The organism is Singulisphaera sp. GP187, assembly GCF_900129635.1.
GTDB lineage: Bacteria > Planctomycetota > Planctomycetia > Isosphaerales > Isosphaeraceae > Singulisphaera.
Genome location: NZ_FSRB01000001.1, coordinates 3,838,521 through 3,857,784, shown reverse-complemented (window position 1 = coordinate 3,857,784; position 19,264 = coordinate 3,838,521). Strand labels below are relative to the sequence as shown.

Sequence of the window (19,264 nt, the reverse complement as noted above, 5' to 3'; positions counted from 1 at the left end):
CCGGCAGATACTGGGCTCACCCCCTCTCTGCCTGGAGACTCTCCGATGCGAGCCACGATGTTCGTTCTGGTTGCGGGACTGGCTTTCCGATCCGCCGACACACGCGCTGACGACCCGCCGAAGGGCTGGGAGTTCACTGGCCGGACGCAGGCCACCGCCGTCGATGTACGGGCGCGGGTGACGGGCCACCTGACCCGGGTTGCGGTCCGTGAGGGGGATGCGGTCGCGGCAGGGGATTTGCTAGCCGAGATCGACCCGCGGGTGTACCGGCTTGATCTGGAGGCGGCCAAGGCTCGGCTGATGATGGCCGAGGCCAAGATGCAGGTGGCCAAGATCAAGGCCGCCAACACCAGGAGTTTGCTGGAGAAGAAGGTGATCAGCCAGGACGAGCTGGTCCTGCACGCGGCGGTGGAAGCGGAGGCGGAAGCCTCACTCATCGTCGCGAAGGTGGAGGTGCAGCGGGCGGAACTGATCCTGTCGTGGACGCGGGTCACTGCCCCTTTCAAGGGCCGGGTGAGCCAGATCCAGGCCAACGAGGGCAGCCTCGTCACCGCCGACCAGATGCACATCCTGACGGTCGTGGCCACCGAACCGCTGTATGTGACGTTCAAGGTGCCCGAGGCCATCGTTTTGCAATTACGCCGCGACGGGCTGTCCGAACCGGGTAAGCTGGTCGTGGCGGTCGCGTTCGCCAACGAAGAGGGATACCCTCACCTGGCGGAGCTGAACCTGATCGATCCGGAGGTCGATCCGAGGACCGCGACCGTGCGGTTCCGGGCCACGGTCCCAAATCCGAAGGGGCTCCTCTCGCCCGGGATGTCCGCCCGCGTTCACCTCACCCCTGCACCCAAATCGTGAAGGCGATGCGACCTGGCGCGGGGCGAAGTGGCGAGGCATCGGTCGATCCTCCGAGGGGGGGCTTGGCGGGAACGCCGTCATGCTGATGCCCTGCGACTCGAGGACGTGACGGGCATTTTCAGCGATCTCAAATCGCGATTCACTCCGTCACGCGCAAAGGCCGCCTGTCGAACCCGTGGTAGCGGGTGCCCTGGTATGTCAGCACTCCCTCATCCCCCTCCACGAGCAGGCCGTACTCTGCATCGGAGATGCCGAACTCCACTCGTTCGCCGGATTTCATCTCGAACGTGGTGAAGTAGTACGTCCTGACCCGCCCGTGGGAATGCATGTGGGAATGCGAATGGGACATCCCGCCTCGCACGTCGCTCCGCTTTGCCACGATGCGGGCGGGCACCGCCTGGACCGGCAGGCTGTTGTTGCGCGACCACTCCGCGAGCCCGGTGACGGCTTGGTAAGCGATGGTGCCGATGACAAGTACGAAAACCGCGCCGATGAAAAGCGGAACGAGCACGAACGGATCCATCAGGCAACCTCCGGCTGCGTTCAAGGGATGGGCGATTTTTGCGAGGGCAGGGGAGCCCGCGCCAGGGTGGACAGGAAGCCGTAGCGGGATTCTACTCGGGCGGTGTTCGTTTGGCCAGAGACGTGAGACGAGTCGCAGATTGGGGACTCAGAGTCTGTCTCGCAAGCTCAGGGTGAACCGGTAAATGAAGGATGTTTGGGGGCCACGAGTTCCGTACTCGGAACCCGTGCGCGCCAGGCCCAGAAGGCATTCCCACTTCACCTGCGTCTTGAAACGATTCCGGATTCGGAGCGATTGCCCCTCAGTGCCAACCGAATACAATACGGGCATCATGATTGAATCGGCCTGGGTCGTATCGACCTTGGCCGAGACGGGGGGCTCTGTCGCCTGGCAGAGGGCCGCGGCCGGACCCAGGATGACGGCAAGCCAACGGTCAGGCGCTCAACGATGGCCATGTCCCCGTGAAATTCAAAAACTTGGCGATGTGTTGGAGCTAAGATGATTCCGTCGGATGCGAGTAGGGGCGTGTCGTTGGTATCTTCGCTTGGCAAGCTCTGGTGGGACGGCTTTAGCCTCGTTTTCACCACTATGTGCGCAGCGACGGGGGTTGCTTTGCCCTTTCGCATCTTGTACCACCTGGAGCTACGGTTGGGAGGTGTGACTCCATGGCTTGGGGGTATGAACGTCGCGTTGCTGGTTTTGGGCGGCCCCCTGATCTTTCGTACGGTTTTCCGCGCACTGAATTACAAACGACCAAGAAACGAGAGACTGTAGTCACGATCCCGGGCTCTCGTTTCCACGCTCGGCGTGGGAATGCCGTCTGCGACGCTCCGCGTCGTCTTGTCTTCCCCGGCGGGCGGGGCCGCAGAGCGTGGGAACGAGTTTCTCCCGCGAAGTTCGGCCTCCGGGGCAGACAGACGGCCCGGTTTCCTGGCGACAGACTCAGAAACGAAGTGACTGAAATTTGAAGATTATTCATGAATGATGAAATGATGATTCTTGTTCGCTGATTGATTAAGAAGCATTTGTGATGATTGAGTGTAGGGCCTGTGCTGTTTTGTCTTGGAGGCAGCGTACCCGCGATAAAATCACGAGAAGACCTCAAAAGGGAGAGCTTCGCTCATGCTCGGTGCGTTGACCTGTCTCGTATTGGCCCTGGTTGCTCCCGGTGAGGGCCAGCCGGGCGCGGACTCGCGCGATGGCAGGCCCAATGTCCTCTTGATCGCGGTCGACGACCTCAACGATTGGGTCGGCTGCCTGGGTGGGCACCCGCAAGCGCAGACGCCGAACATCGATCGGCTCGCCCGGCGCGGCACGCTCTTCACGAACGCACATTGCCAGGCGCCGCTCTGCAATCCGTCACGATCGAGCGTGTTGACGGGGCTCCGGCCGTCGACCACGGGGATTTATTCGCTCCAGCCGGGCCTTCGCGCGGTGGAGGCGCTCAAGGATCAGGTCACGCTCCCCCAGGCTCTCGCGGCGCAAGGGTACTCGACCTTCTGTGCGGGCAAGATCTTTCACGACGGGGCCATTCCTCCCCGCGATCACGCGCAGGAATTTCAGGTTTGGGCGGTGACCGGAGGGATGCCGTTCCCACCCCACAAGTTCGTCGAGACCCCCGATCCGATCAAAGCGATGGATTGGGGCCCTGTTTCTGGGAAGGATGAAGATCAGGCCGATTGGAAGAGCGCCGACGCCGCCATTGCGCGGTTGCAGTCGCCCCCGCCGGGCAAGCCATTCTTCGTCGCGGTCGGCTTTCGCTTGCCGCACGTCCCTTGCTTCGCCACCCCGCGCTGGTTCGACCTCTACCCCGACGACGAAACGCTCGTCATGCCCCCGGTGAAAGACGGCGATCGCGACGACGTGCCTGAATTCTCCTGGTACCTCCACTGGAAGCTCCCCGAGCCGCGCCTGTCCTGGTTGCTCGAGGCCAAGCAGTGGCGCCCGCTCGTACGCTCTTACCTCGCGAGCATCAGCTTCATGGACAGCCAGGTCGGCCGCGTACTCGATGCGCTCGAGGCGAGCGGCCAGGCCGATCGAACGGTCGTGGTGCTCTGGTCCGACCACGGCTGGCACCTGGGGGAAAAAGGGATCACCGGCAAAAACACCTTGTGGGAGCGGTCGACCCGCGTCCCGCTCATTTTCGCCGGCCCCGGCATCGGAGCCGGCGCCCGCTCTGCCCGGCCAGTCGAGTTGCTCGACCTCTATCCGACCCTCGTCTCGCTTTGCGGACTTACCGAACGCCCGGGACTCGAAGGCCACAGCCTCACGCCTCAGTTGAAAGACGCCTCCGCGCCTCGGGCCTGGCCGGCGATCACGACCCACAACCAAGACAATCACGCGATTCGCACTGAGCACTGGCGATTCATCCGCTACGCCGACGGTTCCGAGGAACTCTACGATCACCGATCCGACCCGAACGAGTGGTCGAATCTCGCCAACGACCCGCAACACGCCGAACTCAAACGCGAGCTCGCGGGCTGGCTCCCCAAACGGAACGAACCCCCCGCCCCCGGGAGCTTCGCGAGGTTGCTCACGAAGGTGAACGGTGTCTGGACCTGGGAACGCAAGCCGATCATCCCGGCCGAGAAGAATCCCTGATGTCTTGAGCCTGACCCGGTTTGGCCGTAGAACAATGAGGAAGGGTCGGGTGGGCGGTGTGCCCCCTTTGTCAGCAAGTCGCGTATGACGACGCGTGGGTCGTCCCGCCTTGCATGGGATCCCGTCCGCGTGTCGAGAGCGTATCTCCATGTGCAGAGTACTACCCAATAGCAGGCCCGCTCGCACCCTTGAGCGACTCGGGGCCTTCTTGATCGTCTGCGGTTCCCTGATGGCAGCGCCGCCGCCGCGTGTGGTGGCCGCGGAGCCTACCAAGCAACCTAATATCCTGTTCATCTTCTCGGACGATCACGCGTACCAGGCGATCAGCGCCTACAACGATCCCCGCAAGCTGATCGAAACCCCCAATATCGACCGGATCGCCACAGAAGGTATGCGGTTCGACCGTTGTGTCGTACCCAACTCGATTTGCGGTCCCAGCCGCGCGACCGTGCTCACGGGGAAATACAGTCATGCCAACGGGTTTTATAACAACTCGGGCAGCCGGTTCGACGGCTCGCAGACGACCGTGGCCAAGCTGTTGAAGGGGGCGGGCTACCAGACGGCCGTCGTCGGCAAGTGGCACCTGGTGAGCGATCCGACCGGGTTCGATTACTGGCACATTCTGCCGGGGCAGGGGGTCTACTACAACCCGCCGATGATCGACAACGGAACGCGCGTGAAGCATGAGGGGTACACGACCGATATCATCACCGACCTCACGATCGACTGGCTCAAGAAGCGGGACAAATCGAAGCCATTCCTGATGATGAGCCAGCACAAGGCCCCCCACCGTGAGTGGGCCCCCGCGCTCCGGCACCTCGGGCACGACAACGACCGAAACTATCCCGCGCCTGCGACGCTGTTCGACGACTACGCCGGCCGGGGCAAGGCCGAGCATGACCAGGACATGACGATCGCCAAGACGATGACGGCGAAGGACCTCAAGTTCGAGGCCCCTCCGCAACTGACCCCCGACCAACGCCAGGCCTGGGATGCCTACTATGCGCCACGGAACCAGGCGTTCGAGAAGGCCGACCTCAAGGGGGACGACCTGGTCCGCTGGAAATACAACCGCTACATGCACGACTATCTCGCCTGCATCAAGGCCGTCGATGAGAGCGTCGGGCGGTTGCTGAAGTATCTCGAGGACGAGGGGCTGGCTGAGAACACGATCGTCGTCTATGCGGCCGATCAGGGCTTCTATCTCGGAGAGCACGGCTGGTTTGACAAGCGCTGGATCTTCGAGGAATCGTTGCGGACGCCGTTCATGGTGCGTTGGCCCGGTGTGACCAAGCCCGGGAGCGTGAACACCGACCTCGTCTCGAACCTCGACTTCGCCGAGACCTTCCTTGAAGCCGCGGGCCAGCCTGTTCCGGCCGAGATGCAAGGAAAGAGCCTGGTCTCCGTGCTCAAGGGACGTACGCCCGAAGATTGGCGGAAGAGTTTTTATTATCACTACTACGAGTATCCCGGCCCCCACAACGTGCGCCGGCACTATGGCGTGGTGACCGATCGGTACAAGCTCGTCCGCTTCTACGGTCCCGACGTGGATGAGTGGGAACTCTTCGACCTCAAGGAAGATCCGCAAGAGCTGCGGAGCGTCCACGGCCAGGCCGGCTACACCGAGATCCAGAAAGAACTCGAGCAAGAGCTGGCCCGCCTCCGCAAGGAACTCAACGTCACCGAGCAGGACCCGCCCGAATCGGTCATCCGCCCGGCCACACCGAAGGCCGCGGCCAAGAAGCAGGCTCGTTGACACTCATCACACACCGCGTCGTCCCCGGAATTCGTCCGGGATCGTAGGGCGGGCACGGCCCACCAGGTGATGCGATTTTTATCAACAACATGCCATCGAGCTAAGAATCCCCCTCGTTCCCACGGTCCTCCGTGGGAATGCCGTCCCCGACGCTCCGCGTCGTCTGGCCCTCGCAAGCCGAGGACGCAGAGCGTCCCAGACTTCATTCCCACGGGGGACCGTGGGAACGAGTCGCGAGCGGCTTCCTCGCCCTGGATCGGGTCGTTGATTTTTATGAGTTTTGTGGCATTGTGGTCCGTGCCTTCTCAAAGAAGGACATGGCATTGATCTCCATGTAAAAAGGTATATAGAGAGTGGTGATGATGATGATGATGATGAAATCTTGTTTTCGATATCGTGCCATCTCAATCTTTTTGCTGTTGTGCATCAGCGTCTCCGTGGCGATCGGCGCCGAGGCGACGAAGCTCGATCCCGCCCGCGCCAAGAGCGAGCCAGGCTCGGCGACCTTGTGGTACGACATTCGCGACCTGGGGGTCGAGGGGCAGGGCTGGGAGGAGACCAAGAGTCCGTTTGACCGGCTCCCCGCGAAGGCCGAAGCAGTCGTGCGGAAGCCGGTCTGGGACTTGTCCCGAGACTCGGCCGGGCTCTGCGTCCGCTTTGTCACCGACGCGCCGACGATCGAGGCGCGTTGGACGCTGAACAAGGCCTTGCTGGCGATGCCCCACATGCCCGCCACGGGAGTGAGCGGGCTCGACCTCTATGCACGAGCCGACGATGGGAAGTGGCGATGGTTGGCGGTCGGCCAACCTAAGGTCTCACCCACGAACGCCGTAAAGCTGGTTACCGGCCTTCCCAACGGCCCACGCGAGTTTTTGCTCTATCTGCCGCTCTATAACGGGGTCTCGTCGGTCGAGCTCGGGATTTCCAAGGACCACCAGATCGCCCGGGCGGAACCTCGCACTGTGGAGTTGCGGAAACCGATCCTCTTCTACGGCACATCGATCACCCAAGGCGGCTGCGCTTCGCGTCCGGGAATGGTCCACACGGCGATCCTCGGCCGTCAGCTCAACCGGCCCGTCATCAACCTCGGCTTTTCGGGCAACGGCAAGATGGAGCCCGAGCTCGCCGACCTGCTGGCCGAACTCGATCCGGCCGTCTATGTTCTCGATTGTCTTCCCAACATGAGTTCCAAGGACGTCGAAGAACGGGTCGAGCCATTCGTGCATAAGCTCCGCAAGGCGCATCCCGACACGCCGATCGTCCTGGCCGAGGACCGGAACTATACCAGCGGGTTCATTCTGACCTCACCCCGCGAGCATAATGAACGCAATCACGCCGCGCTGCGGATCGCGTACGAGCACCTGGTCGCCGCGGGCGTGAAGGGCCTGCACTATCTTCCGGCCGACCTGCAGATCGGCAGCGACGGCGAGGGGACCGTGGACGGCTCACACCCGACCGATCTCGGCTTCATGCGGATGGCCGAGACCTTTGGCGCGGTCCTCGGGCCGATCCTCGGCAAATAGGCTGCAACGAAGGTCCCATGAGGGGACGATTTTGACTCTCGCATCTCCGTGACAAGCCTAGTGGCCGCATGCCATCGCGCTTCCCTCGCAAGCGAAACGCCTATCCCCTCCGATCCACCCGAAACGGGAACTGAGCGGGGAGTCTGGGTGTCACGGAGCCCAAGTCCGGGACCCGTGGTACTCAGCCTCCCCTTTGCTTAGGAACGGGACGCAAATCACTTCCCGATTTCAGAACGATTCACGGACATGCCCCGCTACGCCGTTAATACTTATATGAGAATCTAAAACTGCAAAACAAGCTTATGTCTTGAATACGCCTCGGGCTATTTGGTTTAAATTCAGCCCCAACGGGGCGGTCCAAGGAAGCCCAGGGCAACGCCCTGGGGGTTCAACCACGACGCTTAGCAGCCCTGAAAGGGCGACTTAAAAGGTTATATCAGAACGACCTACATCGCAAGTCCGCCGCTCGAACTAGGCCGCCCTTACAGGGCTATGCTATTTAAACGTGTCGATTTCCCGGTGCGTTGCCCCGGGCTACCTTGGGCCGCCCCTTTGGGGCTGAAACCGGCGAGAGCGTGCGCCACTCGACGGTAAACCGCTGTAGGTCTCGCCCCGGCCTACCTTCGTGGGGTTAGACTCGGGAAGTGATTTACGTCCCGTTCCTTAGTGATCGACAACGATTTGCGGGTTTCCGTCCACGTGGGACTGCGACTCAATCAAATTTAAAAAGCGACGGACTGCCTGATACCACTCATCCATTTTTGTGTGGCAATCGCCAATTTGATAGAATCGTGCCTGTTGGCAGTTGGCAATCTAGGCGCAGCAATCGCTGATTTGATAGAATCGCGACTGCTTGACCGCCAATAATTTCAGAAGATGAATCGGGGCGTTCGCGATCTGGAGACTCCCTGTCTCTTGCGTGCTCGTTTGCGCCTCATGCGCTAAATCAAATTGAATGATGCCGATATTGTTAATTCAATTATAGTGGCATCATTATCTGTTTGTGTCACGATCGATTCCTTTGTCAAGGAGCATCGAATGCGCCGGCGTGGATTCACATTGATCGAATTGTTGGTCGTCATCGCGATCATTGCCGTTCTGATTGCCTTGCTCTTGCCGGCGGTTCAGGCGGCGCGGGAGGCGGCCCGCCGTTCCCAATGTATCAACAACCTCAAGCAAATCGGTTTGGCCACCCACAACTACATCTCGGTGAACAATGTCTTTCCGCTTGGCGATCTGTACCCCTCTGGCTCGAACCAGACGGGGGTGAACGGGATCAAAGCCAACGGCAACAGCACGTATAGCTACGGCTGGACGCTCAGTATCGCGCCTCAGATGGAACAGCAGGCCGTTTTCAACGCGTACAATTTCTGCTTTTCCTTCTCCGACGCCACTGGGTCGACGGCCACCAACTCCACGGTCACCTATAACCAACTCGCCGGCTTGCTCTGCCCGTCCGAGAACTCGCCGGGGCGGCCGCAGGCCCCCTATGCGACGCTCAGTTATGTGGGCAATATTGGTGGCTCGGGGGCGATCCGAGTCTTCTCGGGGACGATTATCAGCCCCACCTTCAAGACCGGCGCGTTCGCGAGCGGAGTTTCCCCAATCAACACCATCGGGGTTGAGTCCGTGACTGATGGACTGAGTAACACGGCGATGTTCAGCGAGCGGCTGACGGGCGTCCCCGACAACGCCGCCGTCTACCGAAGCGATACGAATAACGCGAAACGCGCCATGTTCCAATCCAATCAGAATGCGACGATCAATTCCAACGATGTTGCTGGGGCCCTGGCCGTCATGAATGGCTGTAAGGCTTTGCCGCCGACCGCCAAGGCGGTCACCTCGTATCGCAACGGGCAGATCTGGATTATCGCCCACCCTTGGGCGACCGTCTTCAACCGCTACAACCATCTCGGGACCCCGAACACGATCTCGTGCGAGTCGAGCAGCAATACCGGCACTGTCAATGGGGCCGGCCAAGGTGGAGCGCTTGCGACCGTGCCACCGACGAGCAACCACTCCGGTGGGGTCAATATGGCCCTGGCGGATGGTTCGGTACGGTTCATCAAGGACTCCGTCAACCTTCAGGCTTGGTGGGCACTTGGCACCCGTGATGGCGGCGAAGTCGTCAGCGCTGATTCCTACTGAGGGGCGATCCGCAAGATTTGTTGAGGGCGAGGTCCTCAGGGCTCGGTCGCCCTGATCCGCGGTCAACGCGTGCCCCCCGCATTCCTCCCATTAACCCGAGAGTGATCCTCAATGTTGCGCACCGCAACCCGTTGGTCTTTCGTGCTCGCGGCATGTCTCTTCTTTGGTTGTGGACCGGCGGGCGGTATTCAGCCGGGAATCCCGTCCGACACCACGCCTGCCGTTCCGTCGAATCCCACGCCCGATATGGCCCCCAATCCGGCACCAACCAAGATATAAACTGATAGCGTCGGGAGAGCCGGTCGGTCCGACGCCCGCCGGCGCGTCGTCGAGCCCACCCGAACCGCCCAGCCAAGAGGCCGTTGCAAGACGCCAGCTTGGCGAGGGCGGTTTACTTTCGGGGTGCACACACAAGGAAGGGACACGGGTTCGAGCGGTTCGTTGGCTGATGGCGCGTGGTGCCTGTCCCAACGGTTCGACGAAATCTTCCAGACCGAGAAGCGAGCCATCATCAGCGCGGATCGTCCTCTTGGGCTTTGGACCCTGCGGGCTTCGGGGTGCCGGCGGCCGCGATCCGTTTCTCCCAGCCGACGGGCTGCGTCCAGGCCTGCTCGACCTGGTTGGCGAACGCGGGGTTCTCGGGTGGTTTCGACGAGCTGACGATGGCCCGCACGTAGAGTTCGTTGCCGGTTAACTCGTAGCGGGCCTTGGTCCCTTCGACGGTGGCCAGGACCCGGCCCACGTCGTCCGAGTACCGCTGGGTCACTCCGAGGTCTTTGCCCGCCTTGTCGGTCATCGGCTTGCGGGTGCGGTCATACCCTTCCAGGGTGCCGACGAACTCGGTGGTGTACTGGGCATCGCCATCGGGCTCGATTTCCAGTTCCAGGCTCTGGCTCTCGGGCGAATAGCGGACGTCGCGCAAGGTGACGCCGCTGGAGGCGTAGAAGTCGCGCGACTCGATCGCGAGGATGATCGACTCCGGTGTCAGGTGCCGCGAACGCACCATGATCCAGCCGCGGCCCGGCGAGGCCTCCGCTTGGCCGAAGTAGTTGTGAGAGTCGTCGGTGCCCAGGCCGGAGACAGGCGCCTCGTTCATCTCGCCGATCCGTAGGGTGTTCACGATGTCCCACATCCGATCGATCCCCACATGCGTCGCGTCGCCCAGGTGATTGACTCCCGGATGGCCGTTGTAGACTTCGAAGAACCGCTCCTTCGTCACCATCGCCAACTCTTCGCCGGTGATCCCATACTGGAAGTTCGGGTGGTTGACGTGCCCCAAGATGGGCCGGCCCAGCCGTTCCCCCTGCTTCTGCATGGCGTCCAGGTTGTTCTTCATCACCTCCACGACGCTTTTTCCCCCCTGGGGCGCGATCAGCTCCAGCACGTTGCTGGCGTTCATGTGGATTGGCTTTTTCTCGAAGTGGTCGGTCAGCTCTTCCCCCTGGATCATCAAGAATCGTCCGGGCTGTTCGAGCAGGGCACGAAACTCACTGAGGGGCTTGAGCCGGACTTGGCGGTCGCCTTTGACCGTGCGGGTCTCGACCCACGAGGCGCCGAACCGCTCGCGATAGCGTGCGAATCCGTCGTTTTTGGCCTTTGCGTTGACCTTGGCCACGCTCACCCACTTCGGGCCCTGGCTGAGGATGTTGTGGTCGGAGAGGGCGAGAAAGTTATAGCCGTGCCGGACATACCAGTCGGCGATCATTTCAGGATAGTCGTTTCCATCACTCCAGAGGGTGTGCGTGTGGAGGTTCCCCTTGTACCAGGTGAGGGGCGGGTCGGAGACCACCAGGTCGCTCGGCCTGGGTCGCGTTTGACCGTCGCCCGCGAATGCCAAAGTTGTGAGTCCGAGAACGGTAATTGCAGAATAGCAAAAACGAGTCATATGCGAATTCCAGTGCGAAAACCGGGAGGTCAATCTCGGCCTGTTCCCATGGTTCTTGATTGAATGATCTTATGAAACGGTGGCTCGGACATCCCATGGTCCGGGCCACCTCGCCCAATCTTGAGGAGGCATCGGGAGAATTCAGGTCAGACTTCGACCCCGATCCCGGCCCCTGCTTTTCGCGCCGGGACGTGGATCGTGTCCAGCCTGTTTTGGCCCGTTCGTTCCCGGGATCGATCAGGGCTTGATCTGGACGTGGAACCCGGCGGCGTTCAGGGCGTTGACCACCTCGGCGGCGTTGAAGTCGCCGGTCACCTCGAAGTCGGCCTCCTTCGGCTTCACGGTGTTGCCGCTGACGCCGGCGACGCTCTTGACCGCTCCCTGGATGGCGTTGCCACAGGACTTGCAGCAGTTGTGCAGGTTCGTCAGCGCAAGGCTTTTGACCTTGCCGGTCGGCACATTGGTTTCTTTCTTGATCGAGAGCGTGCTGCTCGCGATGTCGCCGTGGTAGCCGGCCGCCGCCAGGGCGTCGATGGCCGTTTGCGCGGCCTGGTCGTTGGTGGCGGTCAGCGTTACCGTCTTCTGCTTGCGGTCACTGACCTGGCTGACGCCGTCGAGGCCCTTCAAGGCCGTGACCACACCCTTTTCGCAGGCGCCACAGCAGAGGTGGACACCTTTGATCTCCACCTTGGTCTCAGCGTGTGCCACGTTCCCCACGCTCGAGAGGCTCAGCAGGCTCGTCGCCACCATCCCTAAAAACAGTCGCATGCGATTGCTCCGAATCCGACCGCCCGGTTTCCCGCTTCAAGGGCCGCGATCGGCGATCGCGCGTCATCAGAAGTCCCTTGAATGAACGCGGGCGCATGTTGGAATCACCCAACATCGCGAACGAGATTACCCGATGGCCCGCGCTCGCGACAGGATTCTCCCCATCGGAACCGTCTGAGCTCAGGGGGAGCTTTCCCCTCGGTTCACCCACGCGACAGACCGTGATCGCCCGGCCGCAACGGTCGTGGAAGCAGTGAAGGTCTCGGCGAATTTCGACGGTTGGGCTTGTGGTGGGATTCCCGACGGTTGTGCCGGCTGCGTGACGGCAAGATCGCGTTGTCGTTTGGAAGGGTTGGCGGGTGGAATTCGACCAGGTGGGCCGGCGGTACGTGGGGCTGACTTAGAGCGAATTGACTCTCTCCAAGTGATTACCAAATGGGTTTTTAGCTTTCCTCAACGTGACGATCGTTCTGAGGTTGAGGGTTTTTATACGGCTCCACGCATTGACTTGACCGGATTTGGCGCTAAGGTGGGCAGTGGTGATGATATCGAGAAAACTGCTTTCAAGATCGGCGATTCCCCCTGTCGATGAGCGCTCTGTGGCGGGCCGTCGTACTGCTCAGCGTGATGCCGGCCCCGGGCTCTCGCTCCGAAGGGTCATTTCCATGAAGACTGATGGTAAGATGCGTCGGGGCTTCAGAGTCCACTCGAAACGAGTGGGCTCGATCCGGCCGGGCATCGAGGCGCTGGAACGTCGGGAATTGCAGGCGGCGTTAGGTTCCGCGGTCGTTTTGGACTCGCTCTCAACCCTCGACTCTCAGGGGGTGACGGTCGAATATGACGTGTTGAACGCGGATCACGGCCAGCCGTTCGAGCTGGGCATTTATCGTTCGTCGGACGACCGGTTTGATGCAGGCGACCAGACGGTGGCGACCTTGATGGTCGGCGGGCCGGGCACGCCGGCTCGCGACGACCTGGGGGCCGCGCCGCTGGCGGAGGGGCACCACCGGCTCACGCTCGCGTTGCTCGGTGGCCTTCCCCCCACGCCGGAGCAGCCGTATGTGCTCGCCGTCGCCGACCCATCGCGAGCCCTGAGCGGGGGCGCCGAGGGCGAGAACACGGTGGCGTTCCGGAAGTATACGATCGGCGTGCTGACCCACGGCGGGTTCCAGACCATGTCGTGGAAAGATCGCGGGGCGCCCTGGGCGCTCCAGATGGCGAAATCACTCCAGGCCCAAGGGTACGACGCGGTCATTCCCTATAATTGGGTCGCCGAGAGCCGGACGCCGGGCGCGGCGGCGAAGCAAGGACCGCGGGTGGCCCGGCTCGTCGAGCTCGCGGCGAATCAGGCGCCCGCAGGGGAACCCGTCGACGTCCACTTCATCGGCCACAGCGAAGGGACCGTGGTCAACAGCGTGGCGATCCGCTACCTGGAGAAGAACGAGCCGGAGTCACTCGCCCGAGGCTTCATGAAGGCCACCCTGCTCGACCCCCACGCGGCGAATAACAACGCCCCCGGCGGTCGCCAGTACAGCGTCTCAAAGGGGCTGATCGGCGACCTGGCCCGGTGGATCATGGACGGCTATCAGAAGAAGGCCAAAGATCCGTTGCCGGTCGTCTGGGACAATGTCGACGCGGCCGACGTCTACTATCAGCGCACGCCGATCTCCGCGGCGAAGGGCTCGAATAATGGGATCTACAACCTTTGGGGCCAGGTGCCGGTCCCGGTTCAGGGCGACACGCCGGTCCGCTACTACAACTTAACCGGGGTTGGGATTAGCCATACGGGATATGTGAATGTCGTGGATTGGTATCAGGTGCATGTCGTGCCGACCCTGGGCGAGAATTCCCCGTTTACCGACCCGAGTTTGTTGAGCGGTGAGCCCGCACCGGGTTCCGACGCCACGCAGGTGCGAACCCCGACCTTTCAAGGGACGGCCGCGCCTGGGACCCGGCTGAGCTTACGCGCCGCGCCTCGCGCATCATCGCAGCCGATCGTCCTTGGTGATGTGGTCGCCGACGCGGATGGTAAGTGGTCCTTGACCAGCCGGCCGTTGCCGGACGGACGGTATCACGTCCGTGCCAAGGGAGTGGCCGTCGCTGACCCGAAATGGCCCCGGGTGCTGGTCATTCCCAAGACGACGATCGGGACGATCACCGTCGACGCTCATTGAACCCCAAAAAAAATGACCGCGTCCCTCTCACCCCCTCGGCCGCATGGGATCGCGGCCGAGGGGGTGGATGGTTCGCGGGTTTCGCGTTGCGGAACGCGCCAACGAGTCTGGCGTGCGGCTCAAAACTCTCGGTTTCTCACGATCCCCGGCTGGGGCACGGCGTAGAGGCCGTTGGGGCCCTTCTGGAGCGGGGCGGGGGAGTCGAGCGTGAGCTGGTCGACGTACGGGGCGAACTCATGTTCGCAGTTGAGCATTTCATCAAAGGTGACGACCTGACCGGTGTGGCAGGCCATCCGGCCCATTGAGGTGACGAGGCTGGCCTCGGCGCCTCGCTTGACCTCGTTGTACGGCTTGTCATTCCGGATCGCGTCGATCAGGTGGTCCCACTCGAGCTGGTACGGGTTGGCCTCGGGTTGGGGGGCGGACCAGACGAGATCTTTGCGGGTGACCTTCTGCCCCTTGTAGATCCGGCACTTGGCGGGCGAGTGGCCTGAGGTCGAGATCACCGCCGAGCCCTTCGAGCCGTGCGCGTAGCTGGCGAACTCCTGGTGGCAGCCGGTGATGTTCCGACCTTCGAGGAAGAACTTGGTGCCGTCGTCGAAGGTGTACTCGACGGAGTAGGTGTCAAAGTTCTGATCGATGTTGTCTTCGCGATAGGTGCGTGCTCCGCTCCCTTTCGCGCTGACCGGCCAGGCATCCTTCATCCAGCAGCATTCGTCGATGTTGTGGATCAGGAAGTCGCTATAGCAGCCGCCGCTCGCCCAGAGGAAGCCGTGGAACCGCTTGATCTGGTACATCAGCTCGCTGATGTCGTCGGGCTTGGGGCCGGTGAACGCCGTGCCGACCGGCCCGGTCTGGCGGTAGGCCCGGAGCGTGAGCACGTCGCCGATCTCGCCGTTCTTGATCCGGTCGAAGAGCTCGGTGCGCGCCGCACAGTGACGGCACATCAGGCCGACGCCGACCTTGAGGTTCTTCTTGACCGATTCCTCGCCCAAGGCAAGCATTCGGCGCGTGCTCGGCCCATCGACGGTGACCGGCTTCTCCATGAAGACGTTGAGGTTGCGGGCGATCGCCTCGGTGAACTGGACCCAGCGGAAGGCGGGGGGGGTGGCCATGATCGCCACGTCACCCGGCTCGAGACATTCCATCGCCTTCTTGTAGGCGTCGAATCCGATGAACTTGCGGTCGTTAGGGACGTCCACCGTGTTGGTCTTGCTCGCGTCGGCAAACTCTTTCGTGAGTTGGTCGTGAGCGCGGTCGAGCTTGTCCTGGAAGACGTCGGCCATGGCTACGAGCTTGATCGGTCCCTTCTGGACCGACAGGGCGTTCGCCGCCGCGCCTGTGCCTCGTCCGCCGCAGCCGATCAAGGCCACCTTGATGGTATTGTTCTCGCCAGCGTGCACGCTGGGGATGGCAATCCCGGCCAGGGCTGAGGTCGCGGCCGCTATCCGGCCCGTGTCCTTGAGGAATTCGCGACGAGACGTCCCACCCTTCGGTTCGGTCATGGAGAGGGTCCTTCGGCAGGGAAATCAGGGGTTCGTGCGAATCCACGAGAGGAGTCGCGATCAAGGGGGGGAGCCACGGATCGACCCGCTACAGCAAATCGTCAGCGTGGAAGCCGGCTCCCGGTCATGGGGTAGGCTGGGGCGTCGACTGCCTCATCATCAGAAAGTCGCGCTCGCCCGCCCACGGGGAGCGAGCCTATTCATCAGCCTAACAAACCCGCGACGATCCGCAAGTGGGCTGATGCGTGATCGTTCGGCATACCGCTTGCCCAAGGGCCGCTGGACCGCCTCGACCGGACGCCGCCGGGGCCGGCCGTCCCTGGCCTGCGAGTCCTAAAAATCTAAGGTTGGCATAATCGCTTTGTTTAGCTCGATCGTCGGTCAAAAAGCTTGCACAGATTCGATTTTTTTGTTGACAGTTTCGGGTGGCACTTGGAAAATGCAAGCGCAATAGAAAGTGGACTGGTCTGGTGCGAGACCACTCGCACGCAATCACGCTTGTTCACGTTGGGGGCGGGTCGGCTCGACGGGTAACGTCGGAGCGGATCGAGTTCATCCCAATCTGTTGTCTGCAACGATTACCATCGGACGGAGAGGGATCGCGATGCGGCGTTCCTACCATTTTCGCGTTGGATGGTATGAATTGTGATCATTTCGATTTAAGTGAGTCCGTAAGTTTTTAAGTTCGAGCTGCCGATGTCCGCCTGTTGGCGAAGGAGCCAGAGCGATGGAAAATCGCTTCGACCTTTCCTGGGATTCATTTCCCAATGATGGGGCGTCCGCCCCGGTCGCAGTTCCGACGGCCGTCGATCCTGACGAGTATGATGAACTCTTCCGCGCCTGGTGTCAGGAACGGCGTGAGAGTATCGAGTTAAAACTTTGTCTCGACGAAGCGGTGCGGCTACTTAAGCATTTGTTTGCCAAAGGGGAGGTCACCTCGGAGTGCCGCCGCCGGGCGAAGCAGTTACTCCTGGCAATCAAGAATACCGAGCACGGTCCGTGATCGGGTCGACCGACCAGGCCTCAGGCTCTTAAATAATCAAAGGTTGTCACGGCCGGGCCGCTTGGGTGGTTCCCGGCCATCTTCGTTTTTTTGGGGGTCGGTCGCACTCGATTCTCCCCGACAAGGCTCCAGGGCGGACTCCCCCGTGAGACCAACTCGGGTGCAGCCGAGTGGCGAGGGAGATCGACGTGGAGCCGCGCGAGGGAATCAGCCCTGGTAGGTGAGGGTGAAGTCGTGGAACTTGACCTTCTTGGGAGTCTCGCCGAGGGCGGAGAAGAGGGTGAGCAGTAAGTCGCCGAACGCCTCGGTGCGGACGCTATAAAAGTTATGCTTGGCTTCCCGGCGCGCCTCGATGAGGCCGGAGACGCGCAGGAGCGCCAGGTGGTGGCTCACGGCGGGCTGGCTCTGGCCGAGCCGGGTGCACAGGTCGGTGACGTGAAGTTCCTGGTTCTGGACCAGGTAAAAAAGGATCCGGAGTCGCGTCTCATCTCCGAGCAGCCGGGACACTTGAACCAGTTCCCGGATCGCGTCTTCGAAGACCCGATTCGCCTCGGTTGACCCGTTGCGGGACTCTCCCTCTCGCTTGACGGACTTTGCCATGATGTCTCAGCGACTCCCCTTCGTTGTTGGTGAATAGCACGCAGTGCGAAAGGGAGCAGCAGAAGTCATACCGAAAAAGCAGATTCTTTGGAGAAAGATTGAGATTAACTGTGTGCGAAGGATTTCATGGTCATGAGCCATGGGACGCGTGCGTGCGCGAGCCCGCTCGTGACGGTTGAGGTTCGCGCGAATTTGTCGGGGCGCTGACTGCGGGGGGCTCAGGTTGGTTGGGTCTCGAGCGGTGGGCAGGGGAGCAACAGCCGGATCGCTTTCTTGTCGATCTTGCCGATGCTCGTTTTGGGTAGCACCGTCACGAGATGGACATCCTCGGGTTTGGGGAGTTGCCAACGGGCGAACTTGCGGCCGAGCAGGGCGATGACATCCTCGGGATCCACCGGCGCTGCGAGTTCGTTGCGCATGACTAAGAAAAGGACCGGCAACTCGTCGCACGCATCGTCGGGCCGGCCCACCACCGCGGCCTCGAGGACCCCCGGATGCGCCAGGGCCTCGTTTTCCATGTCGACGCTGGAAATCCATTCCCCTTTGCGTTTGATCAGATCTTTCTTGCGGTCGGCGATTTGCATGTAGCCCCGCTCATCCATCGTCGCCATGTCCCCGGTTCGGAACCAGCCGTCGGAGGTGAAGGAGGCATCGGCTTCCGGATTCTCATAGTATGCGCTGGCGACCCAGGGGCCTTGCACGACCAACTCGCCCACGTGCTGGCCGTCCCAGGGAAGATCCAGGCCGGTGTCATCGAGTATTCGGGCCTCGAACGTGACGACAGGGATGCCTTGCTTGACCTGGACCTGGAGCCGTTCGGTTTCGGTCCAGCCGACCATGGCCGACTTGAGCCGAGACATCGTGCCGACGGGGGAGGTCTCGGTCATCCCCCAGCCTTGAACGACGTTGATCCCAAAATCCTGCGCGAATCCCTCGATCAAGGTCCGAGGGGCGGCGGCTCCGCCGACGAACAGGGTGTGTAACCGCGAGAGGTTGTGCCGGTTCTCTTTGAGGTATTGGTAGAGCCGGTTCCAGATGAGGGGGATGCCGACGGCGATGGTGACCTGCTCGGCCTCGAGAAGCTCGGCGAGCGGGCGGTCGAGCACGAGCGGACCGGGAAAAACCTGCGTCGCCCCGGCCAGGGCGCTGGAGTAGGGGAGGCCCCAGGCGTTGACATGAAACATTGGCACGACCGGGAGCACGACCTCGCGCTCGCTGACGGCCGAGCAATCGACCATGCATCCGGCCATCGCGTGCAGGTAGGTTGAGCGATGGCTGTAGAGCACCCCCTTGGGTTCGCCGGTCGTTCCCGAAGTGTAGCAGAGCCCAGCGGCCGTGTTCTCGTCGAATTGGGGGAACGCTTCGTGGTCGCTGGCGGCCTCCATCAATTGCTCGTAGTCCACCCAGGGGGTAGGCAAGTCGGCCGGCTCGGGGCCGCGCTCGTCCATGAGGATGTAGCGTTCGACCGACGGCAACTCGGGTTGCAGACCCGCGAGCAGGCCCGCCAGGGCGCGGTCCGCGAAGATGACGCGATCTTGCGCGTGGTTGAAAATGTATCGAAGTTGGTCGCGATGGAGCCGGAGGTTGACCGTATGGAGGACCGCCCCGAGGCAAGGAACGGCAAAGTAAAGCTCGAGGTGGCGACGGTGGTTCCAGGAAAAGGTGGCGACCCGGTCTCCCGGCTTGATTCCGAGGTCACGCAGCACATTCATGAGCCGGACCACCCGCGCGTGCAACTGGCCGTAGTTCGAGCGGTGGATCGATTCATCCTCGAACCGGCTGACGATCTCCTTCTCGGGGAAGTAGCGAGCCGCTCGCTTCAAGATGCCCGAGATGACCAGAGGACAATCCATCATCAGGCCGTTCATCACGCATCTCCGAGGTCGGTTTCTTGACGACAGTCAAAGCGATTCATGCAAC

General features: G+C 61.9%; 13 protein-coding genes. 7 read left to right on the top strand and 6 right to left on the bottom strand.

Annotation, left to right across the window (positions count from 1 at the left end; all coding sequences use genetic code 11):
• Positions 1–45: 45 nt before the first annotated feature.
• A complete protein-coding gene (locus BUS42_RS15050) occupies positions 46–858 on the top strand; it encodes an efflux RND transporter periplasmic adaptor subunit (protein ID WP_074307609.1) in 813 nt (270 codons plus the stop codon).
• Between the two features lie 139 nt (positions 859–997).
• On the opposite strand, the gene BUS42_RS15045 is transcribed toward BUS42_RS15050, so the two are convergent.
• On the bottom strand, positions 998–1,381 hold the full coding sequence (locus BUS42_RS15045) for a DUF2500 domain-containing protein (RefSeq protein WP_074307608.1): 384 nt from the start codon (positions 1,379–1,381) through the stop codon (positions 998–1,000).
• 1,122 nt (positions 1,382–2,503) lie between these two features.
• Between BUS42_RS15045 and BUS42_RS15035 the strand changes: the two genes are divergently transcribed.
• The 4 genes from BUS42_RS15035 (at position 2,504) to BUS42_RS15015 (ending at position 9,409) form a co-directional block, all read left to right on the top strand.
• Positions 2,504–3,982, top strand: a complete 1,479-nt coding sequence (locus BUS42_RS15035; RefSeq protein ID WP_074307606.1) for a sulfatase — start codon at positions 2,504–2,506, stop codon at positions 3,980–3,982.
• 148 nt (positions 3,983–4,130) lie between these two features.
• Positions 4,131–5,738, top strand: a complete 1,608-nt coding sequence (locus BUS42_RS15030) for a sulfatase family protein (protein WP_074307605.1) — start codon at positions 4,131–4,133, stop codon at positions 5,736–5,738.
• A gap of 359 nt (positions 5,739–6,097) precedes the next feature.
• Positions 6,098–7,261, top strand: coding sequence for an SGNH/GDSL hydrolase family protein (locus BUS42_RS15020; protein ID WP_254053524.1), 1,164 nt, complete (start codon positions 6,098–6,100; stop codon positions 7,259–7,261).
• Positions 7,262–8,299: 1,038 nt separating this feature from the next.
• Complete coding sequence (locus BUS42_RS15015; RefSeq protein ID WP_074307603.1) at positions 8,300–9,409, top strand: DUF1559 domain-containing protein; 1,110 nt, start codon at positions 8,300–8,302, stop codon at positions 9,407–9,409.
• A gap of 511 nt (positions 9,410–9,920) precedes the next feature.
• Here the strand turns inward: BUS42_RS15015 and BUS42_RS15010 are convergent.
• Both BUS42_RS15010 and BUS42_RS15005 read right to left on the bottom strand, forming a co-directional pair.
• Positions 9,921–11,246: a PHP domain-containing protein gene (locus tag BUS42_RS15010; RefSeq protein ID WP_254053523.1), complete on the bottom strand. Its 1,326-nt coding sequence runs from the start codon at positions 11,244–11,246 to the stop codon at positions 9,921–9,923.
• Between the two features lie 285 nt (positions 11,247–11,531).
• The gene (locus BUS42_RS15005; protein WP_074307601.1) at positions 11,532–12,062 is read right to left on the bottom strand and encodes a hypothetical protein; all 531 of its coding nucleotides are present in this window, start codon (positions 12,060–12,062) and stop codon (positions 11,532–11,534) included.
• A 665-nt stretch (positions 12,063–12,727) separates the two neighbouring features.
• On the opposite strand from BUS42_RS15005, the gene BUS42_RS15000 reads away from it, so the two are divergent.
• Positions 12,728–14,236, top strand: coding sequence for an Ig-like domain-containing protein (locus tag BUS42_RS15000; protein ID WP_074307600.1), 1,509 nt, complete (start codon positions 12,728–12,730; stop codon positions 14,234–14,236).
• 119 nt (positions 14,237–14,355) lie between these two features.
• Here the strand turns inward: BUS42_RS15000 and BUS42_RS14995 are convergent, their stop codons facing one another.
• Positions 14,356–15,741, bottom strand: a complete 1,386-nt coding sequence (locus BUS42_RS14995; RefSeq protein WP_074307599.1) for a Gfo/Idh/MocA family protein — start codon at positions 15,739–15,741, stop codon at positions 14,356–14,358.
• A 727-nt stretch (positions 15,742–16,468) separates the two neighbouring features.
• Between BUS42_RS14995 and BUS42_RS14990 the strand changes: the two genes are divergently transcribed.
• Positions 16,469–16,744: a hypothetical protein gene (locus BUS42_RS14990; RefSeq protein ID WP_074307598.1), complete on the top strand. Its 276-nt coding sequence runs from the start codon at positions 16,469–16,471 to the stop codon at positions 16,742–16,744.
• 207 nt (positions 16,745–16,951) lie between these two features.
• Here the strand turns inward: BUS42_RS14990 and BUS42_RS14985 are convergent, their stop codons facing one another.
• Positions 16,952–17,344: an ArsR/SmtB family transcription factor gene (locus tag BUS42_RS14985; protein ID WP_074307597.1), complete on the bottom strand. Its 393-nt coding sequence runs from the start codon at positions 17,342–17,344 to the stop codon at positions 16,952–16,954.
• A 218-nt stretch (positions 17,345–17,562) separates the two neighbouring features.
• On the bottom strand, positions 17,563–19,212 hold the full coding sequence (locus BUS42_RS14980; RefSeq protein ID WP_074307596.1) for a long-chain fatty acid--CoA ligase: 1,650 nt from the start codon (positions 19,210–19,212) through the stop codon (positions 17,563–17,565).
• Positions 19,213–19,264 lie beyond the last annotated feature (52 nt).

Coding starts and splice junctions, on each gene's coding strand:
- BUS42_RS14995 (WP_074307599.1), bottom strand. CDS start 15,741: ATGACCGAACCGAAGGGTGGGACGTCTCGTCGCGAATTCCTCAAGGAC.
- BUS42_RS14990 (WP_074307598.1), top strand. CDS start 16,469: ATGGAAAATCGCTTCGACCTTTCCTGGGATTCATTTCCCAATGATGGG.
- BUS42_RS15005 (WP_074307601.1), bottom strand. CDS start 12,062: ATGCGACTGTTTTTAGGGATGGTGGCGACGAGCCTGCTGAGCCTCTCG.
- BUS42_RS15030 (WP_074307605.1), top strand. CDS start 4,131: ATGTGCAGAGTACTACCCAATAGCAGGCCCGCTCGCACCCTTGAGCGA.
- BUS42_RS15000 (WP_074307600.1), top strand. CDS start 12,728: ATGAAGACTGATGGTAAGATGCGTCGGGGCTTCAGAGTCCACTCGAAA.
- BUS42_RS14985 (WP_074307597.1), bottom strand. CDS start 17,344: ATGGCAAAGTCCGTCAAGCGAGAGGGAGAGTCCCGCAACGGGTCAACC.
- BUS42_RS15015 (WP_074307603.1), top strand. CDS start 8,300: ATGCGCCGGCGTGGATTCACATTGATCGAATTGTTGGTCGTCATCGCG.
- BUS42_RS15035 (WP_074307606.1), top strand. CDS start 2,504: ATGCTCGGTGCGTTGACCTGTCTCGTATTGGCCCTGGTTGCTCCCGGT.
- BUS42_RS15045 (WP_074307608.1), bottom strand. CDS start 1,381: ATGGATCCGTTCGTGCTCGTTCCGCTTTTCATCGGCGCGGTTTTCGTA.
- BUS42_RS15020 (WP_254053524.1), top strand. CDS start 6,098: ATGATGATGATGATGATGAAATCTTGTTTTCGATATCGTGCCATCTCA.
- BUS42_RS14980 (WP_074307596.1), bottom strand. CDS start 19,212: ATGAACGGCCTGATGATGGATTGTCCTCTGGTCATCTCGGGCATCTTG.
- BUS42_RS15050 (WP_074307609.1), top strand. CDS start 46: ATGCGAGCCACGATGTTCGTTCTGGTTGCGGGACTGGCTTTCCGATCC.